The 20,117-nt window shown below is 68.0% G+C and carries 22 protein-coding genes; 9 read left to right on the forward strand and 13 right to left on the reverse strand.

Annotated elements, in window-relative coordinates; translation table 11 throughout:
• Positions 1-38: 38 nt before the first annotated feature.
• Positions 39-911 (forward strand): putative photosynthetic complex assembly protein PuhE, encoded by an 873-nt coding sequence (gene puhE / locus ACTVZP_RS08850; protein ID WP_443211779.1) that lies wholly within the window; start codon positions 39-41, stop codon positions 909-911.
• A 342-nt stretch (positions 912-1,253) separates the two neighbouring features.
• Positions 1,254-1,697: a cytochrome c2 gene (gene cycA, locus ACTVZP_RS08855; protein ID WP_443211780.1), complete on the forward strand. Its 444-nt coding sequence runs from the start codon at positions 1,254-1,256 to the stop codon at positions 1,695-1,697.
• Positions 1,698-1,885: 188 nt separating this feature from the next.
• Here the strand turns inward: cycA and urtE are convergent, their stop codons facing one another.
• The 8 genes from urtE to ureE all read right to left on the reverse strand — a co-directional run bounded on the left by urtE (position 1,886) and on the right by ureE (position 9,983).
• Positions 1,886-2,584 carry an urea ABC transporter ATP-binding subunit UrtE gene (urtE, locus tag ACTVZP_RS08860; RefSeq protein WP_443211781.1) on the reverse strand — a complete coding sequence of 233 codons (699 nt, stop codon included), beginning with the start codon at positions 2,582-2,584 and terminating at the stop codon, positions 1,886-1,888.
• Positions 2,581-3,324, reverse strand: a complete 744-nt coding sequence (urtD, locus tag ACTVZP_RS08865) for an urea ABC transporter ATP-binding protein UrtD (RefSeq protein WP_443211782.1) — start codon at positions 3,322-3,324, stop codon at positions 2,581-2,583. The genes urtE and urtD overlap by 4 nt, the downstream gene beginning before the upstream one ends.
• Entirely contained in the window at positions 3,321-4,553 is a 1,233-nt protein-coding gene (gene urtC / locus ACTVZP_RS08870) for an urea ABC transporter permease subunit UrtC (RefSeq protein ID WP_443211783.1), read from the reverse strand. Before urtC ends, urtD begins: the two co-directional genes overlap by 4 nt.
• Positions 4,554-4,586: 33 nt before the next feature.
• Positions 4,587-6,515, reverse strand: coding sequence for an urea ABC transporter permease subunit UrtB (gene urtB / locus ACTVZP_RS08875; protein ID WP_443211784.1), 1,929 nt, complete (start codon positions 6,513-6,515; stop codon positions 4,587-4,589).
• Positions 6,516-6,599: 84 nt separating this feature from the next.
• A complete protein-coding gene (gene urtA / locus ACTVZP_RS08880) occupies positions 6,600-7,880 on the reverse strand; it encodes an urea ABC transporter substrate-binding protein (RefSeq protein ID WP_443211785.1) in 1,281 nt (426 codons plus the stop codon).
• Between the two features lie 305 nt (positions 7,881-8,185).
• A complete protein-coding gene (gene ureG / locus ACTVZP_RS08885; protein WP_443211786.1) occupies positions 8,186-8,809 on the reverse strand; it encodes an urease accessory protein UreG in 624 nt (207 codons plus the stop codon).
• On the reverse strand, positions 8,806-9,438 hold the full coding sequence (locus tag ACTVZP_RS08890) for an urease accessory protein UreF (RefSeq protein WP_443211787.1): 633 nt from the start codon (positions 9,436-9,438) through the stop codon (positions 8,806-8,808). The genes ureG and ACTVZP_RS08890 overlap by 4 nt, the downstream gene beginning before the upstream one ends.
• On the reverse strand, positions 9,435-9,983 hold the full coding sequence (gene ureE / locus ACTVZP_RS08895; protein WP_443211788.1) for an urease accessory protein UreE: 549 nt from the start codon (positions 9,981-9,983) through the stop codon (positions 9,435-9,437). The genes ACTVZP_RS08890 and ureE overlap by 4 nt, the downstream gene beginning before the upstream one ends.
• Before the next feature lie 88 nt (positions 9,984-10,071).
• Between ureE and ACTVZP_RS08900 the strand changes: the two genes are divergently transcribed.
• Positions 10,072-10,386 carry a hypothetical protein gene (locus ACTVZP_RS08900; RefSeq protein ID WP_443211789.1) on the forward strand — a complete coding sequence of 105 codons (315 nt, stop codon included), beginning with the start codon at positions 10,072-10,074 and terminating at the stop codon, positions 10,384-10,386.
• A 115-nt stretch (positions 10,387-10,501) separates the two neighbouring features.
• Here ACTVZP_RS08900 and ureC read toward each other — a convergent pair whose 3' ends face one another.
• A complete protein-coding gene (ureC, locus tag ACTVZP_RS08905; protein WP_443211790.1) occupies positions 10,502-12,208 on the reverse strand; it encodes an urease subunit alpha in 1,707 nt (568 codons plus the stop codon).
• A gap of 159 nt (positions 12,209-12,367) precedes the next feature.
• Here ureC and ACTVZP_RS08910 point away from each other — a divergent pair, with 159 nt between their 5' ends.
• Positions 12,368-13,246, forward strand: a complete 879-nt coding sequence (locus tag ACTVZP_RS08910) for a c-type cytochrome (RefSeq protein ID WP_443211933.1) — start codon at positions 12,368-12,370, stop codon at positions 13,244-13,246.
• 52 nt (positions 13,247-13,298) lie between these two features.
• Here the strand turns inward: ACTVZP_RS08910 and ACTVZP_RS08915 are convergent, their stop codons facing one another.
• The 4 genes from ACTVZP_RS08915 to ACTVZP_RS08930 are packed head-to-tail and all read right to left on the reverse strand — an operon-like array spanning position 13,299 to position 15,139.
• A complete protein-coding gene (locus ACTVZP_RS08915; protein WP_443211791.1) occupies positions 13,299-13,616 on the reverse strand; it encodes an antifreeze protein in 318 nt (105 codons plus the stop codon).
• Positions 13,617-13,640: 24 nt separating this feature from the next.
• Positions 13,641-13,946 (reverse strand): urease subunit beta, encoded by a 306-nt coding sequence (locus tag ACTVZP_RS08920; protein ID WP_443211792.1) that lies wholly within the window; start codon positions 13,944-13,946, stop codon positions 13,641-13,643.
• Between the two features lie 51 nt (positions 13,947-13,997).
• Complete coding sequence (locus ACTVZP_RS08925; RefSeq protein ID WP_443211793.1) at positions 13,998-14,300, reverse strand: urease subunit gamma; 303 nt, start codon at positions 14,298-14,300, stop codon at positions 13,998-14,000.
• Between the two features lie 11 nt (positions 14,301-14,311).
• On the reverse strand, positions 14,312-15,139 hold the full coding sequence (locus tag ACTVZP_RS08930) for an urease accessory protein UreD (protein WP_443211794.1): 828 nt from the start codon (positions 15,137-15,139) through the stop codon (positions 14,312-14,314).
• Between the two features lie 203 nt (positions 15,140-15,342).
• Here ACTVZP_RS08930 and ACTVZP_RS08935 point away from each other — a divergent pair, with 203 nt between their 5' ends.
• The 5 genes from ACTVZP_RS08935 (at position 15,343) to pucC (ending at position 20,078) form a co-directional block, all read left to right on the forward strand.
• Complete coding sequence (locus ACTVZP_RS08935) at positions 15,343-16,380, forward strand: phosphotransferase (RefSeq protein ID WP_443211795.1); 1,038 nt, start codon at positions 15,343-15,345, stop codon at positions 16,378-16,380.
• Between the two features lie 45 nt (positions 16,381-16,425).
• Complete coding sequence (locus ACTVZP_RS08940; protein ID WP_443211796.1) at positions 16,426-17,736, forward strand: aspartate aminotransferase family protein; 1,311 nt, start codon at positions 16,426-16,428, stop codon at positions 17,734-17,736.
• A 434-nt stretch (positions 17,737-18,170) separates the two neighbouring features.
• A complete protein-coding gene (gene pufB, locus ACTVZP_RS08945; RefSeq protein ID WP_002720479.1) occupies positions 18,171-18,326 on the forward strand; it encodes a light-harvesting antenna LH1, beta subunit in 156 nt (51 codons plus the stop codon).
• Between the two features lie 15 nt (positions 18,327-18,341).
• Positions 18,342-18,506 carry a light-harvesting protein gene (locus tag ACTVZP_RS08950; RefSeq protein ID WP_443211797.1) on the forward strand — a complete coding sequence of 55 codons (165 nt, stop codon included), beginning with the start codon at positions 18,342-18,344 and terminating at the stop codon, positions 18,504-18,506.
• Positions 18,507-18,698: 192 nt separating this feature from the next.
• Positions 18,699-20,078 (forward strand): light-harvesting complexes assembly protein PucC, encoded by a 1,380-nt coding sequence (gene pucC / locus ACTVZP_RS08955; RefSeq protein WP_443211798.1) that lies wholly within the window; start codon positions 18,699-18,701, stop codon positions 20,076-20,078.
• Positions 20,079-20,117 lie beyond the last annotated feature (39 nt).

Consider the following 20,117-nt stretch of genomic DNA (forward strand, 5'->3'; position numbering starts at 1 on the left):
GCCCTGCCCGCTTCCCGCTTGCGGCCAGGTGGCTGCTGATGCTTACGAGTCCCTGGGTTGTCGCCCTCTCGGCCATCTTTGTCTGGTGGTTCTCCACCGGCATCCTGCTCTGGCGGGTGAGACATGCCGACAATCGTGGACCCGAGGCGCATCTGACCTCGGTCATCATCGGCCTGCCGATGCTGTTCGCGGGCGCCTGGGGCTATTCGCATACGTTGCACGACCTCTCCGTGCAGGGCGTCTACATGGCCTTCCTGTCTTCGCTGGCGGTCTGGGGCTGGATCGAACTGGCCTTCCTGTCGGGCGTCATCACCGGCCCCAACACGGACCGCTGTCCGGCCCATGCCCGTTCTGCAGAGCGCTTCCTGCGGGCGGTCGGTACCGTGCTCTGGCACGAGATCGTGCTGATGACCGTCCTTGTCGCAATGGCCATACATGCGGCAGGCGCCCCCAACCGCTTCGGCCTCTGGACCTTCATGATCCTCTTCGTCGCGCGGGTCTCGGCCAAGCTGAACCTCTATCTCGGCGTGCCCTACATCAACGTCGAGTTCCTGCCCTCCACCTTGGCCCACCTGTCGAGCTACTTCCGGCGCACCCGAATGAACCGCTTCTTCCCGCTTTCCGTGACGTTGCTGACCTTCGCGACCGGCTGCTGGGTCGAGCGGGCGCTCTCGGCCGATGGCTCGAACCACCGGGAAGTGGGCTTCTGGCTGCTGGCCGCGCTGACGGCGCTCGCGGTGCTCGAGCACTGGTTCATGGTGGTCAACCTGCAGGACAGGAAGCTGTGGAAATGGATGATGCCCGAGCGGCGACGGCCGGTCCGCAACTACCGCCAGCCCGTCTCTGCCCTGCCCGAGACGATGCGGCGTGCCGAGGCGAAGCTGCTCAAGGAAAAAGCAGAGGGGATGTGAATCACATCGTGGTGAAGCAGTCTTTACCGGAAGTTCTGCGTCAATCCGTCATATAATTCCTCAAGTGACCGGGCGGCATAGTCCCCTGCGTCCGAACAGTCCGGCAGGAAGTCCATGTCAGTCGCCTCGCATTCCCGAACGACTTTCCGGTCCGCAGGCCCGGCTGTATCGCAGAGACTCCGGACCTTTGGCCCGTTCCCCGTTTTTGCCGCCTTCCGCGACCGTTGCGCATCTCCGGCCCAAGTGTCATGCATGAGCCGGGGCGCTCGTTCCGAAGTATTGAGTATGTGCCGGCGGCACCCGACATCTACACCATCATCTACCCATACAGGGAGGATCCTCATGAAATTCGACGTCAAGGCTCTCGCAGCCATCGCCGCTTTCGCGGCTGTCCCGGCCTTCGCCCAGGACGGCGACCCGGAGGCGGGTGCCAAGGCCTTCAACCAGTGCCAGACCTGCCACGTGATCGTGGACGACGCGGGCACCAACATCGCCGGCCGCAACGCCAAGACCGGTCCGAACCTGTACGGCGTGGTCGGCCGCACCGCCGGCACCCGCGAGGACTTCAAGGGCTACGGCGAAGGCATGAAGGAAGCCGGCGCGAAAGGCCTCGCCTGGGATGAGGAGCACTTCGTCCAGTACGTTCAGGATCCGACCAAGTTCCTGAAGGAATACACCGGCGACACCAAGGCCAAGGGCAAGATGACCTTCAAGCTGAAGAAGGAAGAGGACGCCCACAACATCTGGGCCTACCTCGTGTCGGTCTCGCCGGCCCCGACCAACTGATCATCCGATCATCGCGAAAGGCCGGCGGATCCATCCGCCGGCCTTTTTCCTGCGCGCACGGCAGGACGACACCGGAACCGGCGGCAACGCCGAAGGACGGCAATCCGCCCGGCCGATGCGAGCCCCCGACACTCGTCGCCCCGAGGCATCGGCCACGGCCGGCTCCGGGTTGCATGAAGCGCAGCAGGTCAGACCGACACGGCCTGCTTCACCCTCTCGCGGCCCAGTTCGGCCTTCGTGCCCGCCACGTCGATCGCGCCTCGCTTCAGGACGTAGAAGCGGTCGGCGAGTCCGTAGGCGAATTCGAAATACTGCTCGACGAGAACGATCGCCATGTCGCCCTTCTCCCGCAGATAGGAGATCACGCGGCCGATCTGCTGGATGATGTTGGGCTGGATCCCTTCCGTCGGCTCGTCGAGGAGCAGGAGCTTCGGCTTCATGATCATGGCGCGCGCGATGGCGAGCTGCTGCTGCTGCCCGCCCGAGAGATCGCCCCCGCGCCGGTGCGCCATGTCCTTCAGCACCGGGAAGAGCTCGTAGATCTCGTCCGGGATCCGATGCTCGGACCGCGGCAACAGGGCGAAGCCGGTCTCGAGATTCTCGGTCACCGTCAGCAGCGGAAAGATCATCCGCCCCTGCGGCACGAAGCCCAGGCCCCGGCGCGCCATGCCCTGCGGCGGCAGCTTCGGCAGGTCCTCGCCGTCCAGCACGATGCGCCCGCCCGAGCGCGGATGCGCCCCGGCGATCGCCTTCAGGAGCGAGGTCTTGCCGACGCCGTTCGTGCCCATGATGCAGGTCACCTCGCCCGCGCGGGCCTCCATGTCGATCCCGTAGAGGATCTGGCTGCCGCCGTAATGCAGGGTCAGTCCTTCGGTCTTCAGCATCATCCGCGCCCCAGATAGACTTCGATCACAGCCGGGTTCTTCGTCACATGGTCGAGGCTGCCCTCCGCCAGGACCGACCCCTCGTGCAGCACCGTCACCTTGCAGTCGAGGCGGCGCACGAATTCCATGTCGTGCTCGACCACCACCACCGCCCGCGTCTTCGCCATCTCGACGAGGAGCGCCGTCGTGTGCTCGCGCTCGGCCAGCGTCATGCCGGCCGCAGGTTCGTCCACCAGCAGGAGGCGCGGCTCCTGCGCGAGAAGCATGCCGATCTCGAGCCACTGCTTCTGCCCGTGGCTCAGTTCGCCCGACTTCCGTCCGAGCTGGTCGCCAAGCCCCACCTCCTCGGCCAGATCGCGCACCCGGTCCGCGTCCGTGGCAGAGGGCCGAAAGAAGAGCACCGGGAAAGGAGAGCGCGGCTTCTTCAAAGCCATCATCAGGTTGTCGAAGACCGACTGATCCTCGAAGACGGTGGGGCGCTGGAACTTGCGCCCGATTCCCGCTTGCGCGATCTGCGCCTCCGACAGCTTCAGAAGCGACACCGATCGCTCTCCGAAGGTCACGGATCCTTCGTCGGGCCGGGTCTTGCCGGTCACGATGTCCATGAAGGTGGTCTTGCCCGCGCCGTTCGGCCCGATGATGGCGCGCAGCTCCTGCTCTCCGATGTTGAAGGAGAGGTTGTTGATAGCGCGGAACCCGTCGAAGGTGACCGAGACGCCCGAGACCTCGAGAAGCGCGCTCATTCGGTGGCCTCCTTCTCCTGCAGCGATCCGGCGTCGGGCCCGAGCGGCGCGCCCCGCCGGTTCGGGTGACGCAGGCCCGCCGCCCAGTCAAAGAGCCCGCCGATGCCCTGCGGTGCAAAGAGCGTGACCAGCACGAAGGCGAGGCCAAGCAGGATCTGCCACCAGTCTACCCACTGGATCCGGTAGAAGCCGAGGTTCAGGTCGGGCGCGCGCCCGCCGGTGAACCAGGTCGAGAGCAGCGAGACGAAGGCCGCGCCGATCACCGCGCCGTAGAGGCGCCCGCGGCCTCCGATCGCCACCCAGACGGCGAGATAGATCGAGGCGATGGGCGCGAGCTCGGCCGGGTTGATGATGCCCGCCTGCGGATAGTAGAGCGCGCCCGCGACGGCCGCGATCACCGCGGTCAGGGTGAAGATGAAGAGCTTGTAGCCCTCGACCGAATAGCCGAGGAAGCGCACGCGCTGCTCGTCGTCGCGGATCGCCCGCATGACGGAGCCGAACTTGCCCGAGACGACCCAGGCGGCGACGAGATAGCCGAGGGCGAGCGCCGCGGCCGAGGCCCAGAGGAACCAGACCGAGAGCCGGTCCTGCGACACGCCGCCGAGGCCAGGGATGTTCTGGAGCCCCGAAAGCCCGTTGTTGCCGCGGAGCCCCGAGTCGTTCTGGAAGAGGTAGAGCGCCAGGGCGAGCGTCATGGCCTGGGTCAGGATCGAGAGATAGACGCCGGTCACGCGGCTGCGGAAGGCGAGCCAGCCGAAGACCAGCGCGAGGAGGCCCGGCACCAGCAGGACCAGCGCCAGTTGCGCCGGAAGGCTGTGGGCGAAGCTCCAGACCGCGGGCAGGTCGGCCCCGCCCACCACGCCGAAGATCTGCGTGGCGACCCCGTCCGAGATCTCCTGCGGGGTCGGAGGCAGGGGCGCACGGGCGAGCGCCTGCACCACGATCTCCTCGGTGCGGGCATACATGAGCCACATGCCGATCATGTAGCCGCCAAGCGCGAAGAAGGCCATGTGGCCGAGGCTGAGGATGCCCGCATAGCCCCAGACCAGATCCATCGCGAGGGCCACGAGGCAGAGGCAGAGCGTCTTGCCGAGCGTCTTGACGAAGGAGGTGGAGAGGAACTCGGTTCCATAGGCGTGCGACAGAAGCGTGACGCCCAGCGTGAAGAGCGCAAGCAGGCTCAGGAACACGAGCACCGACGGATGGCGGGAGAGGAAGCTCCGTCTCATGTCAGGCGGCCCCGCAAGGTGGTCGGACGCATGTCAGTCTCCTGCGGCACGGCCCTTCAGGGCGATGATGCCCCGCGGCCGGAACTGGATGAAGATGATGATGAAAAGGATCATGTAGGTCTGCGCGGCGAGCGTGTTCGAGGGGTTGAGCCACTCGATGCCCTTCTGCGCCCCGCCGATCATCGCGGCCCCGGCGAGCGTACCCCAGATGTTGCCGACGCCGCCGACGACGACCGTCATGAAGCTCTGGACGATGTAGTCCTGCCCGAGCTCGGAGGTGACCTTGGCGAAGAGGCCGATGGCCACACCCGCGATGCCCGCGATGCCGGAGCCGAGCCCGAAGGTCAGCATGTTGATCCGGTCGGGGTTGATCCCCATCGAGGCCGCCATCGACGGATTCTGCGTCACCGCCCGCACCTCCAGCCCGAGGCGGGTGCGCTTCATGATGAAGAGGAAGACGCCGAGGAAGACCATCGCGAGGACGAAGATCGCGATGCGGATGTAGCTGATCGAGACGACGTCGTTGAAGCTCAGCGCTCCGTCGAGCCAGGCGGGAGCGGTCAGGGGGCGCGCCTGCGTGCCGAAGATGTTCTTGGCAAGCTGCTGCAGCGCAATCGAGATGCCGAAGGTCGCAAGCAGCGTCTCGAGCGGGCGGCGGTAGAGGTGGCGGATCACCAGCCGCTCCATCGCGACGCCGGCCGCGAAGGTCACGGCGAAGGCGAGGGGCAACGCCACGAGGATCGAGATCGTGTAGTCGGCGATCCATTGCTGCACGACATAGCCGGTGTAGGCGCCCATCATGATGAATTCGCCATGAGCCATGTTGATGACCCGCATCACGCCGAAGGTGATGGCGAGGCCGATGGCGGCGAGGAAATAGATCGAGGCGAGCGAGGCCGCGTCGAGCGCGAGATCGGCGGCCTGCATCAGCCCGACGGTGCGGCCGATCCGCGACAGCGCCGCATTGGCGGCCGCGGTCACCTCCGGATCGGGCTCGGCATAGACGTCGAGGAAACGGAACCGTTCGAGCGTCGCGCTCACCTCGTCCTCGGTGGCGGCGGGGGGGACGATGCCCTGCGCCTCGAGCGCGGTATAGGCGCGGTCGCGCGCCTCGGGGCTGTCCAGATCCGCGACGGGAATGCCGGCCACCTGCCCGTCCCGGATCTGGGACACGAGCGTCTCGCGCAGCGCGGCGCGGCTTAGGCGCGCAGGAGCCTGATCTGCGGCCACCAGCAGGTCGTAGGCTTCCTCTCGGGCGATCCCGCGTCCGGGCACCAGCTCGCGGGCGATGTTGAGGCCCTCCGGCTCGCCCTCGACCGCCACGCGCCGGGTGGCGACCAGCGGGTTAAGGGCGGCGCGGAGATCGAGGCCGAGATCCGCCCCGAAGCTCTCGATGGCTGCGACGCGCTCGGCCGGGCTGTCACCGAAGCGCAGCGTCAGCAGCCGCTCGAGACGGGCCATGGCGGGATCCGGGGCATCGGCCAGCGCGGCCCGCAGCGGCTCGAGATGTTCGGGGGCGGGATCGCGGGCGATCGAGGCGAGGGCCTCGGAGCGGCGCGCAGGATCGGGATCGGCCAGCTGGAACTGCACCAGCGCCGTCGCGATCAGGCCGCGCACGCCGCTGTTCGGGCGAAGCTGCTCGATCTCGCGCCGGCCCGCGGTGCCCGCCGGATTGCCGGACAGGTCGCGCAGCGCCCATCCGCCGTCGGCCGGTTCGATGAGGAAGAAGGTGCCGTCGCTCTCCCGCAGGCCGAGACCGCGATCGGCCCAGGCCGCAAGGATTCGCGCCGCCGCCGGATCGCCCGATGCGGCCAGGGCCGAAATCACGGGGCCGATGGTCTGGCGCGACGACCTTTCGACGAGCGAGCGGTTCTCGGAGAGGATCTGCGCGGCGGGCGTGCCCTGCGCGAGGACGGGCAGCGCGAGAGTCAGCGCTGCAATAAGGATCAGGACAAACCGCATTCGGACCTCGTCGGAGGGGGCGGGGGCGCTGCCTGAGGCCCCCGGTTCGGCGCGAGGGGGGCGGCCGGAGCCGCCCCCGTCACGTCAGTAGTTCGACTTGATCTGCACGCAGCTCTTGGTCTCGGTGTTGTACATGCCGCAGTCGAGCTTGGCCCAGTCGGATTCGAGCACGGCCGATTCCGGCAGATAGTCGGTCCAGGCGTCGCCCGGCACCGGCTCGGTCTGCGAGACGATGTCGAACTGGCCGTCGTCGCGGATCTCGCCGATCAGCACGGGCTTCGTGAGGTGGTGGTTCGGCAGCATCTCGGCCTCGGAGCCGGTGAGGTTCGGGAAGGTCTGCCCGATCATCGCCTCGGCCACCGGGTCCACATCGGTCGTCCCGGCCGCGGCCACGGCGTTCACCCACATGTTGAAGCCGATGTAGGTGGCCTCCATCGGGTCGTTCGTCACCCGCTCTTCGCCCATCCGGGCCTTCCACTCCTTGATGAAGGTCTCGTTCTCGGGGCTCTCGGCGGACTGGAAGTAGTTCCAGGCGGCGAGGTGGCCGACGAGGTTCGACGTGTCGAGGCCCGAGAGTTCCTCTTCGCCGACCGAGAAGGCCACGACGGGAATGTCGTCGGCCGAGATGCCCGCCGCCGCGAGTTCCTTGTAGAAGCCGATGTTCGCGTCACCGTTGATCGTCGAGATCACGCCGACCTTCTTGCCGTCCGCGCCGAGCGCCTTCACGTCCGCCACGATCTTCGACCAGTCGGAATGGCCGAAGGGGGTGTAGTTCACGAAGATGTCGTCCTTCGAGATGCCCTTCTGCTGCAGGTAGCTTTCGAGAATGTTGTTCGTGGTGCGCGGATAGACATAGTCCGTGCCGAGCAAGGCGAATTTCTCGACGCCGAGTTCCTCGAGGAAGTAGTCCACCGCCGGGATCGCCTGCTGGTTCGGCGCGGCGCCGGTGTAGAAGACGTTCTTCGAGCTCTCCTCGCCCTCGTACTGGACGGGATAGAACAGCAGGCCGTTCAGTTCCTCGATGACCGGCAGCACCGACTTGCGGCTGACCGAGGTCCAGCAGCCGAAGATCACGTCCACGTCGTTCACGGTCAGCAGTTCGCGCGCCTTCTCGGCAAACAGCGGCCAGTCGGAGGCCGGGTCCACCACCACCGCCTCGAGCTTCTTGCCGAGCAGGCCGCCCTTGGCGTTCTGCTGATCGACCAGCATCAGCACTGTGTCCTTCAGCGTCGTCTCGGAAATGGCCATCGTACCCGAGAGCGAGTGCAGCACGCCGATCTTGATCGTATCCTCCTGCGCGAAGGCGCTGCCGGCCAGCGACAGGCCGAGGGCCGTTCCGATCAGATATCCCCTGAACATCTTCATGTTCTTGTTCCCTTGTTCAGCCACGGCTCCGCCTCCCCGGTTCCGAGAACCGGGCGCAGTTCGTGAAGCCTGGGCAGTCCCCTGTTGATCCGCCGCCGGACGTTCGTCGCCCGCGAGCGCCGGGCCGTCCTGAAGCGGACGATCCTCGCGGGATTAGATGACGTGGCGGCACGAGATGCGGCAAGGCGGTGCGCCGCGGGGCGCCTGCAGCACGGCCGAACTGCACATCATTTCAGCAAGGGAGGGCGTGTTGTCCCGCATTCGGGCAGATTCCGCGCAGTCGCTGCATGGAATCGCCCTCTTGCTCAATCCTGAGGCAGCAGTTGCAACCCGCCATCGCGCTCGAGGAAAGCGACGATTTCGGCCACGCCCTCCCCCGACCGCATTCGCGCCATGACATAGGGCCTGCGGCCGCGGGCCACCTTCGTGTCGTCCTCGAGCTGGCCGAGGTCCACGCCGACATGGGGCGCGAGATCGGTCTTGTTGACGACGAGCAGGTCGGACCGCGTAACGCCCGGACCGCGCTTGCGGGGAATGTCCTGCCCGGCAGCCGTGTCGATCACGTAGATCGTCAGGTCCGCAAGCTCGGGGCTGAAGGTCGCGGCGAGGTTGTCGCCCCCCGACTCGATCAGGACCAGGTCGAGGTCGGGGAAGGTGCGGCGCAGGTCGGCCACGGCGGCCAGGTTGATCGAGGCATCCTCGCGGATCGCCGTATGGGGGCAGCCGCCGGTCTCGACCCCACGGATCCGTTCCGCGGGCAGGACCTGCGCCCGCATCAGCGCCTCGGCATCCTCGCGGGTATAGATGTCGTTGGTGATGACCGCCATCGAGCAGCGATGGGCAAGTGCCGCGCAGAGCTTTTCGGTCAGGGTCGTCTTGCCGGCACCCACCGGTCCGCCGATTCCCACGCGCAGGGGTCCATGGCTCATGTCTTGAAGATCCTCACTTCCTGGGTTTCGTGCCGCATCGCCGCGAGATCGCCGCGGAGGGCGGCGCTGCCGATGGCGTCGAGCGGGGCCACGGCCGCCTCCCGCGCGATCTCCTCGACCAGCGGGTGGAGGGCCGCGAGGATCGCCTGCCCCTCGGTCTGGCCGAGCGGCACGAAGCGTACCGCAGCCGAGACGAGATTGGCCGCGAAGGCATGGAGCGTCAGCGCCAGCACCTCCGGCACCGCCAGCCCGAGCGGGGCCGCCGCCTGCCCCACCGCGACCGGCAACGGCCGTGGCGGCAGGTTCCTTCCCGTCAGGGCCGAGGTGGTGGCGGCGAAGGCCGCGCCCTGCTCCTCGGTCTCGCGCAGCCGCTCGGCCGAGGGCGCGAGGGCACGGGCAAGGTCGGCGAGGTCGTCGAGGTCATGGCCCTTCAGCGCATGGGCGAGCAGGATGGCATCCGTCCGTCCGGCTCCGAAGCGCAGGATGTCGCCGATCCAGCGCTCCGCCGAGGCGGCGTTGCTGACCTCGCCCTCCGAGATCGCCCATTCGAGCCCGTGGGAATAGGCGAAAGCCCCCGTCGGGAAGGCGGGCGAGAGCCACTGGACCAGGCTGAGGAGCGCGCGGCTCATGCCGGGTCGGCGTCGGGCGTCTCATCCTCTTCGGGCCGGTGCGAGATATGGACATGGACATGCGGATGCGCGTGGCCATGCTCGTGCGCAGGTCCGTGGTCGTGGCCCATGGTGCGACCCTGGCCATAGGCGCCGCCCTCGGGGCGGAAGGGCTCGGTTCGCGGCTCGACGGTCAGGCCGAGGCCCCGCAGCATCCCCTCGAGCACATGGTCGCGGCGGATCACCAGCCGGTCCGCCTCGATCTGGCAGGGCGTGTGGCGGTTTCCGATATGCCAGGCGGCGCGCAGGATCGGGCCGGTGATCGACAGCACCTCCTCCGCCGCCGCGCGGATCTCGACCAGGCGCCCGTCGGCCAGTTCGAAGGCGTCGCCCTCGTCGATGCTGGTCGTCTCGGCGAGATCGACAAGGAACCCCTCGCCCGCCTCGGTCTCGAGCCGCTTGCGGCGCAGGAACCGCTCGTCATAGCCCAGCCGCACGCAGCCTGCAGCCGCACCTGTCCATTCGCCCTGTCTCAGCAGCCGGCGGGCCTGGGGAAGCTCGGTCATGGAAGGTCCTTTCTCTGCTCCGGCGTCAGCGATTCGTTAACGGACGTCCGGCTATGTGTCGAGGAACAGATTGGCAACGGGGGCAGAAATGCACAAGGCGGACGCGGCGAACCCGGCGGACGAACTGGCCGAGGTGCGGGCGACGATCGCCCGGCTGAGGCTGCGCGAGGCACGGCTCTGCGCCGCGATTCTTGCAGCACCCGACGAGGGGATCGAGGGGCGGCACTTCCGGGCCGAAGTGGCCGAACGGCGGTTCCGTCTGTTCGATACGGCCCGGCTGCCCGAAGCCGTCCTGTCCGATCCCCGGTACTGGAGCGAGAGCGTGACGCAGGAGGTGCGCTGCCTTCCGGCTGCTGTGGGCCCTGCCCGCGCCCGGCCGGTCCCGCTCCGGCTCGCGCACTGAAGCGGGCCTTTGAAGTCGACCCCGGCCGCAGGCAGGGCCTCGGCGCAGGTGCTCTCGTTCGGGCCGTGGTTCGCACTGGGCGGAGTTGCTGCACAGGGGCCACCCGGCCGGCACCTCAATAAAGGAAATAGCGCTGCGCGAGCGGCAGTTCCGCGAGTGGCTGGCATGTCAGGATCTCGCCATCCGCCCGCACCTCGTAGGTCTCGGGATTGACCTCGATCGCGGGGCGGTGGGCGTTGAGCTTCATCTCGGCCTTGCCGATGCCACGCGTGCCCTCGACCGCCAGCGTGCCCTTCTGCAGCCGCAGCCGGTCCGCCACGCCCTCCTCGGTCGCCGCCTGCGAGACGAAGGTGACGGCGCTCGCATGAAGCGCGCCCCCGAAGGCGCCGAACATCGGCCGGGTATAGAATGGCTGCGCCGGAATCGAGCCGTTCGGGTCGCCCATCTGCGCGCAGACGATCATGCCGCCCAGGAGCACCATGTCGGGCTTCGCCCCGAAGAAGGCCGGTGTCCAGAGCACGAGATCGGCGCGCTTGCCCTCCTCGACCGATCCGATGTGGCGTGAAAGCCCGTGGGCGATGGCCGGATTGATCGTGTATTTCGCGACATAGCGGCGGACGCGGAAGTTGTCGTTGTCGCCGGTCTCTTCCGCCAGACGCCCGCGCTGCACCTTCATCTTGTGCGCGGTCTGCCAGGTACGGGTGATGACCTCGCCCACGCGGCCCATCGCCTGACTGTCCGAGGAGATCACCGAGAAGGCGCCCATGTCGTGCAGGATGTCCTCGGCGGCGATGGTTTCCTTGCGGATGCGGCTTTCGGCGAAGGCCACGTCCTCGGGAATCGAACGGTCGAGGTGATGGCAGACCATCAGCATGTCGAGATGCTCCTCCACCGTGTTCGCGGTGTAGGGCATCGTCGGATTGGTAGAGCTGGGAATCACGTTCGCCGCCCCCACCACCTTGATGATGTCGGGGGCGTGGCCACCCCCCGCGCCCTCGGTGTGGAAGGCGTGGATCGTGCGCCCGCCGATGGCCGCCAGCGTGTTCTCGACGAAGCCCGATTCGTTCAGCGTGTCGGTGTGGATCATCACCTGCACGTCCATCCGGTCGGCCACGGTCAGGCAGCAGTCGATCGCCGCGGGCGTGGTGCCCCAGTCCTCGTGCAGCTTCAGGCACGCCGCCCCGGCACGCACCTGCTCTTCCAGCCCCGCGGGCAGCGAGGCGTTGCCCTTGCCGGCGAAGGCGAGGTTGATCGGGAAGGCATCCGCGGCCTGAAGCATCCGCCCGATGTGCCACGGCCCCGGCGTGCAGGTGGTGGCAAGCGTGCCATGCGCCGGCCCCGTGCCGCCGCCGAGCATCGTGGTCATCCCTGAGTGCAGCGAATCCTCGATCTGCTGCGGGCAGATGAAGTGGATATGCGCGTCCATCCCCCCCGCGGTCAGGATCCGTCCCTCACCCGCGATGATCTCGGTGCCGGGGCCGATCACGATGTCCACGCCGGGCTGGGTGTCCGGATTGCCCGCCTTGCCGATCTTCGCGATCAGGCCGTCGCGCAGGCCCACGTCCGCCTTGTAGATCCCCGTCCAGTCCACGATCAGCGCATTGGTGATGACCGTGTCCACCGCGCCTTCCGCACGGGTGCGCTGGCTCTGGCCCATGCCGTCGCGGATCACCTTGCCGCCGCCGAACTTCACCTCCTCGCCGTAGGTCGTCAGGTCGCGCTCCACCTCGATGACCAGGTCGGTATCGCCCAGGCGCAGCCGGTCGCCGGTGGTGGGGCCGAACATGGCGGCATAGCTCGAACGGGATATGGAAGCAGGCATGAACCCTCCTTAGCGGTAGCGGGGGTGGAGCAGATCCGACCCATGCGGCGAATTGACACGCCGGTGCGCGCGGCGCGATACACCCGCGTCCCGGGTGCGCGGCAGCTCATTCTCGCCTCCGCGCCGAAAAACCCGGACGGGATTTGAGCAAGGAATACTCTGATGACACGGCACGTTCTTGTGCACGGGATGCTTCCCGTCATTGCCTGTTGCGCCGGTATGGCAACCGCGGGCCCCACGGTGGAGAGGGGCGAATATCTGGTGCGCGGCCCGGGGGGCTGCGGCAACTGCCACACGCCGCTCGGCCCGGAGGGGCCGGTGATGGCGGCGGAGCTGTCCGGCCGGCTGGTGGACGACAATCCCGCCTTCACCGCGATCGGTCCGAACCTGACGCCCGCAAGCAGGATCGCCCGCTGGAGCGACGCCGAGCTTGCCCGCGCGATCCGCGAGGGGCTGCGCCCGGACGGCAGCCTGATCGGCCCGCCGATGCCCTTCTCGATGTATCGCGGCCTGTCGGACGAGGACCTGGCCTCGATCGTGATGTTCCTCAGGACCCTCGCGCCCATCGAGAACGAGCTTCCGCCCTCGGTCTACCGCATCCCGCTGCCTCCGGCCTACGGGCCGCCGGTCGCCGATGTCGAGGCCCCGCCCGCGGGCGTGACGGTCGAATACGGCGCCTATCTCGCCGGGCCGGTCGCCCATTGCATGGAATGCCATACGCCGATGGGCCCGACGGGTCCGATGGTCGAGACCGATCTCGGGCGCGGCGGGTTCGAGTTCCACGGCCCTTGGGGCACGTCGGTTGCAGCGAACCTGACGAGCCACCCCGACGGGCTCGCCGAGTACAGCGACGAGGAGATCGCGACGATGATCACCAAAGGCATCCACGCCAACGGAACGCCCATGCTGCCGCCGATGCCCTATGGCTATCTCGCGGGCATGACCGACGACGACCTGAAGGCCGTGATCCTCTACCTGAGAAGCCTGCCGCCCCTTCCGGATGCGGCTCCTGCCGCCGAAATTTCCGCCGCGCAGTGACTCCGGGCTCTGGAGGACCGGGACCGCGCAGCGGAGAGGCGGCAGCGCCATGTCAGGCCTTCGGTCGCTTCGCCGCGCGGGTCAGCCGCGCGGCATTCGCGCGGGTCCGGCGGCGGATGGGTTTCAGGGCCGCCGCGGCCACCTCGTCAGGGCGCTTGCCCTGCATGGCCGCCGACGTGGCGGCCTGCGCCGCCTGGGCGAAAGCAAGACCCTTTTCCGTTACCATGCGTTGATTTTCGAGCGGATGCGGCGTCAGCACGCCCATCATGCCCAGCGTCCGTAAAGCCATGACCGTCTGTGCTTCCGAGACCATCAGTCCGGTTTGCCAGTAGAGTGTCATCAGGCTGGTGAAGGGCAAGGCGAGCGACATTCCTGTCTCCTGTTGTCGAGGCCGCTACAACTTGCCCATGATCCGCGCGTTGAAGCCATAGACTTCGCGGGCGCCGGCATAGGACACAAGTCTCACTTCCCGGGTCTGGCCCGGCTCGAATCGGACGGCGGTGCCGGCGGGGATGTCGAGACGCATCCCGCGCGCGGCCTCGCGGTCGAAGTCGAGCGCGGGGTTCGTCTCCGCGAAGTGGTAGTGCGAGCCTACCTGCACCGGCCTGTCGCCGGCATTGGAGACAACGAGCGTGATCTGAGCGCGTTCCGCGTTCAGCAGGATGTCGCCCTCGGCGGGAAAGATTTCTCCTGGGATCACAGGGCAAGCTCCCTCAGCGGATGATGGAAAAGGCGGGCAGGCGCAACCACTTCAGCGAACCGGATGGTGAACGGTGACGAGCTTGGTGCCGTCGGGGAAGGTTGCCTCGACCTGCACCGAATGGAGCATCTCGGGCACGCCCTCCATGCACTGTTCGGCGCGGATGACATGGGCACCGGCCTGCATCAGATCGGCAACCGAGCGGCCTTCGCGCGCCCCCTCGACAACGAAATCCGAGATCAGGGCCACCGCTTCGGGGTGGTTCAGCTTCACGCCTCGTTCCAGCCGGCTGCGCGCCACGATGGCGGCGAGGCTGATGAGAAGCTTGTCCTTCTCTCTCGGTGTCAGGTTCATGTCACTCCCTCTCAGATCTGCCAGACCTGCGGCAGCGCCCGCCCCCGCAGGACCGCGAGCACCCGCGCGACCTGCCGGCGCAGCGGCCAGCCGTCGGGTGCCAGCATCCGCATGACCAGCTTTCCGTCGAAGGCCGAGGCCGCGGCCTCGACGCCCGGCTCGTCCAGAACGGTCCGCACGGGGCCAAGCGCATCCTCCGCCCCTCGGGTGACGAGCGCAAGCGTGGCAAGGGCGCGCGCGCCGCCGAGGACCGCGGGGGAACCGGCCGCCGCGAGAACGTGGTCGTCGAGACAGAGCGGCTCGACCAGCACCGGCCGACCCTCGCGCATGACAAGACGCGTATCGCGGAAGGCGAGACGTCCGACCGTCTCGCCCATCGCGGCGCGGCCCAGCACGACCGATTCCACCATCAGGCAGCCCGCTTCGGGCGCGAGCCTGATCTCGGTCCGTCGCTCGAGGGCGGAACCGTTGAAGAGAATCGTCTCCTGCGGCAGCCAGTCGAGCCAGCCGCCGCGCCCGACCTCGTGGAGGACCTGAACCCGCGCGGCCCCCTCGCCCGCGGAATAGGCGCGCTCGGCCGTCTGCGTAGTGGCGACGGCGCGGCATTCCGGCCCCAGTTCCAGCCTGTAGTCGAGGCGGTCGCCCCCCGTGAGGCCGCCCGAGGTATTGAGGAAGACCACTTCGGGCACGGCGCTATCGACATGGGGCAGAAAGGCCTTGGCCGACCCGCGCTGCGCGAGGTCCCGCAGACGCACTGCCCCGCGCGCCTGCCCGAGCACGACATGCGCAGAGCCGTCACTGCGTTCCAGCCGCACGGAAGGGGGGATCAGCGCGTTCATCTTGCCGGCATCGGATCATTCCGCCCCGACAGCAGCAATTCCCGCTTCCCGACTCGCGCGCCGGGCACGAGGGGCCCGCTGACCGGCGCCTTTTTTCTTTGCGCTTCGCACAGGATGCGGGCAATCTGAAAACCTTCGTTCCTCCGCTTCCCTTCGGCGGCCGGCTCGCCCATGATCCGCCCGACATCGCCGAGGAGCCCGCCTTGCCCCAGTTCGCACCGCCGATCGGAACGCTCCTGAGCGCGGCCCGGCCCGCCTTCACCGAGAGGGAGGCGGAAGGGCTGGCCGAGACGCATTTCGGCTTGCGCGGCAGGGCGGACCTTCTGACCTCCGAGCGCGACCAGAACTTCCGCCTCACGACCGAAGGCGGCAGCTTCGTGCTGAAGATCGCCAATGCTGCCGAACCTCGCGGGGTGACGGAGTTCCAGACGCTGGCGCTTCTCCATCTCGAGTCGCGTGCGCCGGACCTGCCTGTTCCGCGCGTGATCCGCACGCGGGAGAGCGAACCCTGGGCAGAGCTGCCCTCAGGCAACCTCCTGCGGCTTCTGTCCTGGGTCGAGGGCGAACCGCTCTGGCGTGCCCGAGGCGACGCATCGCAGCGGCGCGCGGTCGGGGCTTGCCTGGGCGCCATCGCCGCCGCACTGGCCGATTTCTCGCACCCCTCAGCCGATTACGAGATCCTCTGGGACATTCGCCACGTCCCGCGGATGCGGGCCCTGCTGCCGGAGATACCGGACGCCCGGACGGCAGTCATAGCCGGACGGGTGATCGACGCCTTCGAGGCCGAGGTCGCCCCGCGACTCGGGGCGCTGCCCTGGCAGGTGGTCCACAACGACCTCAATCCGCACAACGTGATGGTGGATCCCTCCAACCACGCGCGGGTGACGGGGGTGATCGACTTCGGCGACATGGTGCGGACGGCGCGGGTCTGCGATCTGGGGGTCGCGGGCTCGTATCAGGTCGATCCGGACGATCCTGCCGGCTCGCTTGCCGACATGGTGGCGGGCTATCACCGGGCGAATCCGCTGCTTGCGGCCGAGCTGGAGATCCTGCCGCAGCTCGTGGCCGCGCGCATGGTGACGACCATCGCGATCGCCTCGTCCCGCGCCGCGAGCCAACCCGAGAACGCGCCCTACATCCTGCGCAATCTGCCCGCCTCGGCGGCGGGGCTCGAAGCGCTCAGGGCGCTTGCGCCGGGCGCTGCGGCCGCCGCCCTCTTCCGCGCTGTCGAAGGAGAATGACATGACCGGCCTGCGCGATCCGCATCCTGCTACGGGCGCCACGCCGTGACCCCCGAGGCGATGCCGAACGCCTTTCGCCCCGGCGCGGCAACGCTGTCGGACACCGAGGCAAGGCTGGTCGAGCGTCGGCAGTCCCTGCTCGGGCCCGCCTACCGGCTTTTCTACGAGCGGCCGCTGCATGTCGTGCGCGGCGAAGGCGTCTGGCTCTTCGACGCCGAGGGGGAGGCTTATCTCGACGCCTACAACAACGTGGCTTCGGTCGGCCACTGCCATCCGCATGTGGCCGGGGCGGTGGCGCGGCAGGCAGCAACGCTCGCGACTCACACGCGCTACCTTCATGACGGGGTGCTGGACCTGGCGGAGAGGCTGCTCGCGACCATGCCTCCCGCCATCGGGCATGTGATGTTCACCTGCACCGGTTCCGAGGCGAACGACCTTGCCCTGCGCATCGCCTTCCAGGCGACCGCAGGAACGGGCGTGATCGTGACCGTCAATGCCTATCACGGCGTGACGCAGGCGGTGGCGGCGATGTCGCCCTCGCTCGGGGCGGGCGTGCCGCTTGGTGCGCATGTGCGGACCGTGCCCGCGCCGGACCCGGCGACGGGCGGCGACATCGGATTCGCGTCCGCGGTCGCGGAGGCGGCCGAGGATCTCGCCAGGCACGGCATCAGGCCCGCGGCGCTGATCGTCGACACGATCTTCTCCTCCGACGGCGTCTTCACGGACCCTCCGGGCTTCCTCGTCGCGGCCGCCGCGGCGATCCGGGCGGCCGGCGGCCTCTTCATCGCCGACGAGGTCCAGCCGGGATTCGGCCGCACGGGCGAGGCGATGTGGGGATTCGAGCGGCACGGGGTGGTGCCGGACATGGTCTCGATGGGCAAACCGATGGGGAACGGCTATCCGGTCGCGGCGCTCGCGCTGCGGCCCGATCTGGCCGAAGCCTTCGGGAGTCAGGCACGCTACTTCAACACCTTCGGGGGGAACGCCGTCGCCGCCGCGGCGGCCCTCGCTGTGCTGGAGGTCATCGAGGCCGAGGCCCTGCAAGGGCACGCGCTCGAGGTGGGCAGGCACTTCCGGGACGGGCTGCGCAGACTCGGCAGCCGCTTCCCGCGCCTCGGAGAGGTTCGCGGCGCGGGCCTCTTCATCGGTCTCGACGTGCTGGATCCCGAGTCGCGCACTCCGGATGCCGCCGGCGCCTCGCGCATCGTCAACGGGCTGCGAGAGGCGCGCGTCCTGATCTCGGCGACGGGGCCACGGGCGCATGTGCTGAAGATCCGCCCGCCGCTTGTCTTCTCGGACGCACATGCGGACCTCTTCCTCTCGCGACTCGAGTCGGTCCTGGCCACCCTCGGTTGACCCCGGGGCAATCCGGAGCGAGCGCGCCGGGCGCCAAGCCCCCTTCCCATATCGGAAAATGTCCCAAGATGGGGACGCCAACCCGACTGTTCAAGGGGCGGGATCTGCCGTCTCCTGCAGCGCGACCACCCTCGGGACGGCCGCTCGGGAGGGGTGCCGAACAGCGTCAATTTTTCACGTCCCTGCGGCAAAATTGTCCCTTTTCAAGCTGTTAGTCCGGCGGCCGGCCCGGTTCGGGGGCCAATAAGTCGCACCCAAAACGGCCTTGTCAGCCCACGTTGACATTGAATCTGTCAGTAGGATGTGACACCCATATTGTGAGCCGGGGCGGATCCGAAATCGCCGACAAGGTGGTCTAGGGCTCCCGGTCTCGTCGAAGCCAGCGTGCAGGCCCTACACGCAAAACCGTCGATTACCAGTTGGGAGACGACACAGTGACTGACGATCTGAACAAAGTCTGGCCGAGCGGCCTGACCGTTGCCGAAGCCGAAGAAGTTCATAAGCAACTCATCCTCGGCACCCGCGTCTTCGGTGGCATGGCGCTCATCGCGCACTTCCTCGCCGCCGCTGCGACCCCGTGGCTCGGCTGATAGGAGAAGACTGACATGACCAACGGCAAAATCTGGCTCGTGGTGAAACCGACCGTCGGCATCCCGCTGTTCCTCAGCGCCGCCGTCATCGCTTCGGTTGTGGTTCACGCTGCTGTGCTGACCACCACCACCTGGCTGCCCGCCTACTACCAAGGCTCGGCTGCGGTCGCGGCTGAGTAATTCTGCGGAAGGCGCGGGCCTTCGGGCCCACGCCAAAGCAGCAGACGAATTCCGAGCAGGCCGGGATCGCAGGGTTCCGGCCTGCTCGTCACACGAGCGACGCGTTCCTGTCGCCTTTCCAGTTCGGGCTGCGTGCCTGAAGCCCGACGCTCCTCACGCTGCGCTGTCGCGCCTTCCCGGGAATTCTCACGCATGAGCCGCATTGCCGAGCATCTGGTCCGGATCGGACCGCGATTCCTGCCATTCGCCGACGCGGCCTCGGACCAGCTGCCCCTGCGCAAGCTGCTGCGCCTGTCGCTCTTCCAGGTCGCCGTGGGCATGGCCATCGTCCTGCTCGTCGGAACCCTCAACCGGGTGATGATCGTCGAGTTGAAGGTGCCGGCGTCGGTCGTGGGTATCATGATCTCGCTGCCGCTTCTCTTCGCGCCGTTCCGGGCGCTGATCGGCTTCAAGTCGGATACCCATGTCTCCGCGCTCGGCTGGCGGCGTGTGCCCTGGATCTACCGCGGGACGCTGGCGCTCTGGGGCGGCTTTGCCATCATGCCCTTCGCCCTCATCGTGCTGGGAGGCCAGGGTTACGCCGAGGGACAGCCCTTCTGGCTCGGCGTGTCCTCGGCCGCGCTCGCCTTCCTCATGGTCGGTGGCGGCGTGCACACGATCCAGACGGTAGGCCTCGCGCTTGCGACCGACCTCGCCCCGCGCGAGGATCAGCCGAAGGTCGTGGGCCTGATGTATGTCGTGCTGCTCCTGAGCATGATCTTCGCCTCGATCGGCTTCGGCTGGCTGCTCGATCCCTACTACGATGCCCAGCTCATCAAGGTGATCTCGGCAGTCGCGGTGGCCGTCTTCTTCCTGAACATGGTCGCGCTGTGGAAGATGGAGCCGCGCAACCGCGCCTATACCGTGAAGCCCGAGAAGGAGCCCGAATTCTCCGAGCACTGGCGCGAGTTCATCAGCCGCGAGAACGCGCTGATGGGCCTGATCGTGATCGGGCTGGGAACGCTGGGCTTCGGCATGGCCGACGTGATCCTCGAGCCTTACGGCGGCGAGGTGCTCTCCATGACAGTGGCCCAGACCACGCGGCTGACCGCCACCTTCGCGGGGGGAGGGCTCGCGGGCTTCTGGCTGGCCTCCTGGGTGCTCGGCCGTGGCTACGATCCGCTGCGCATGGCCTTCCTCGGCGCCGCTGCGGGCCTTCCGGGCTTCTTCGCCATCATCAGTGCGACCGAGATGACCAGCACCTGGGTGTTCATCCTCGGCACGTTGGTCGTGGGCTTCGGCGGCGGCCTCTTCAGCCATGGCACGCTCACGGCGACGATGCGGCTTGCGCCGAAGGAGCAGGTCGGGCTCGCCCTCGGCGCCTGGGGCGCCGTCCAGGCCACATCGGCCGGCGTTGCAATCGCCGGAGCGGGCGTGCTGCGCGACGTGCTGAAGGCGATGCCGGATCTGGCCGTCTATGGCGCCGGTGCGCCCTATCTGGCCGTCTTCATTCTGGAAGCGGGTTTCCTCTTCCTCACGATGGCCGTCATCCTCCCGCTGCTTCGCTCGGCGATCGCCGCACGCCGACTCTGACGAATCACCGTGCGCGGCGCACGCGCCCGGTGCCGTCCC

The organism is Rhodobacter sp. NSM (assembly GCF_052244495.1).
Lineage (GTDB): Bacteria > Pseudomonadota > Alphaproteobacteria > Rhodobacterales > Rhodobacteraceae > Cereibacter_A.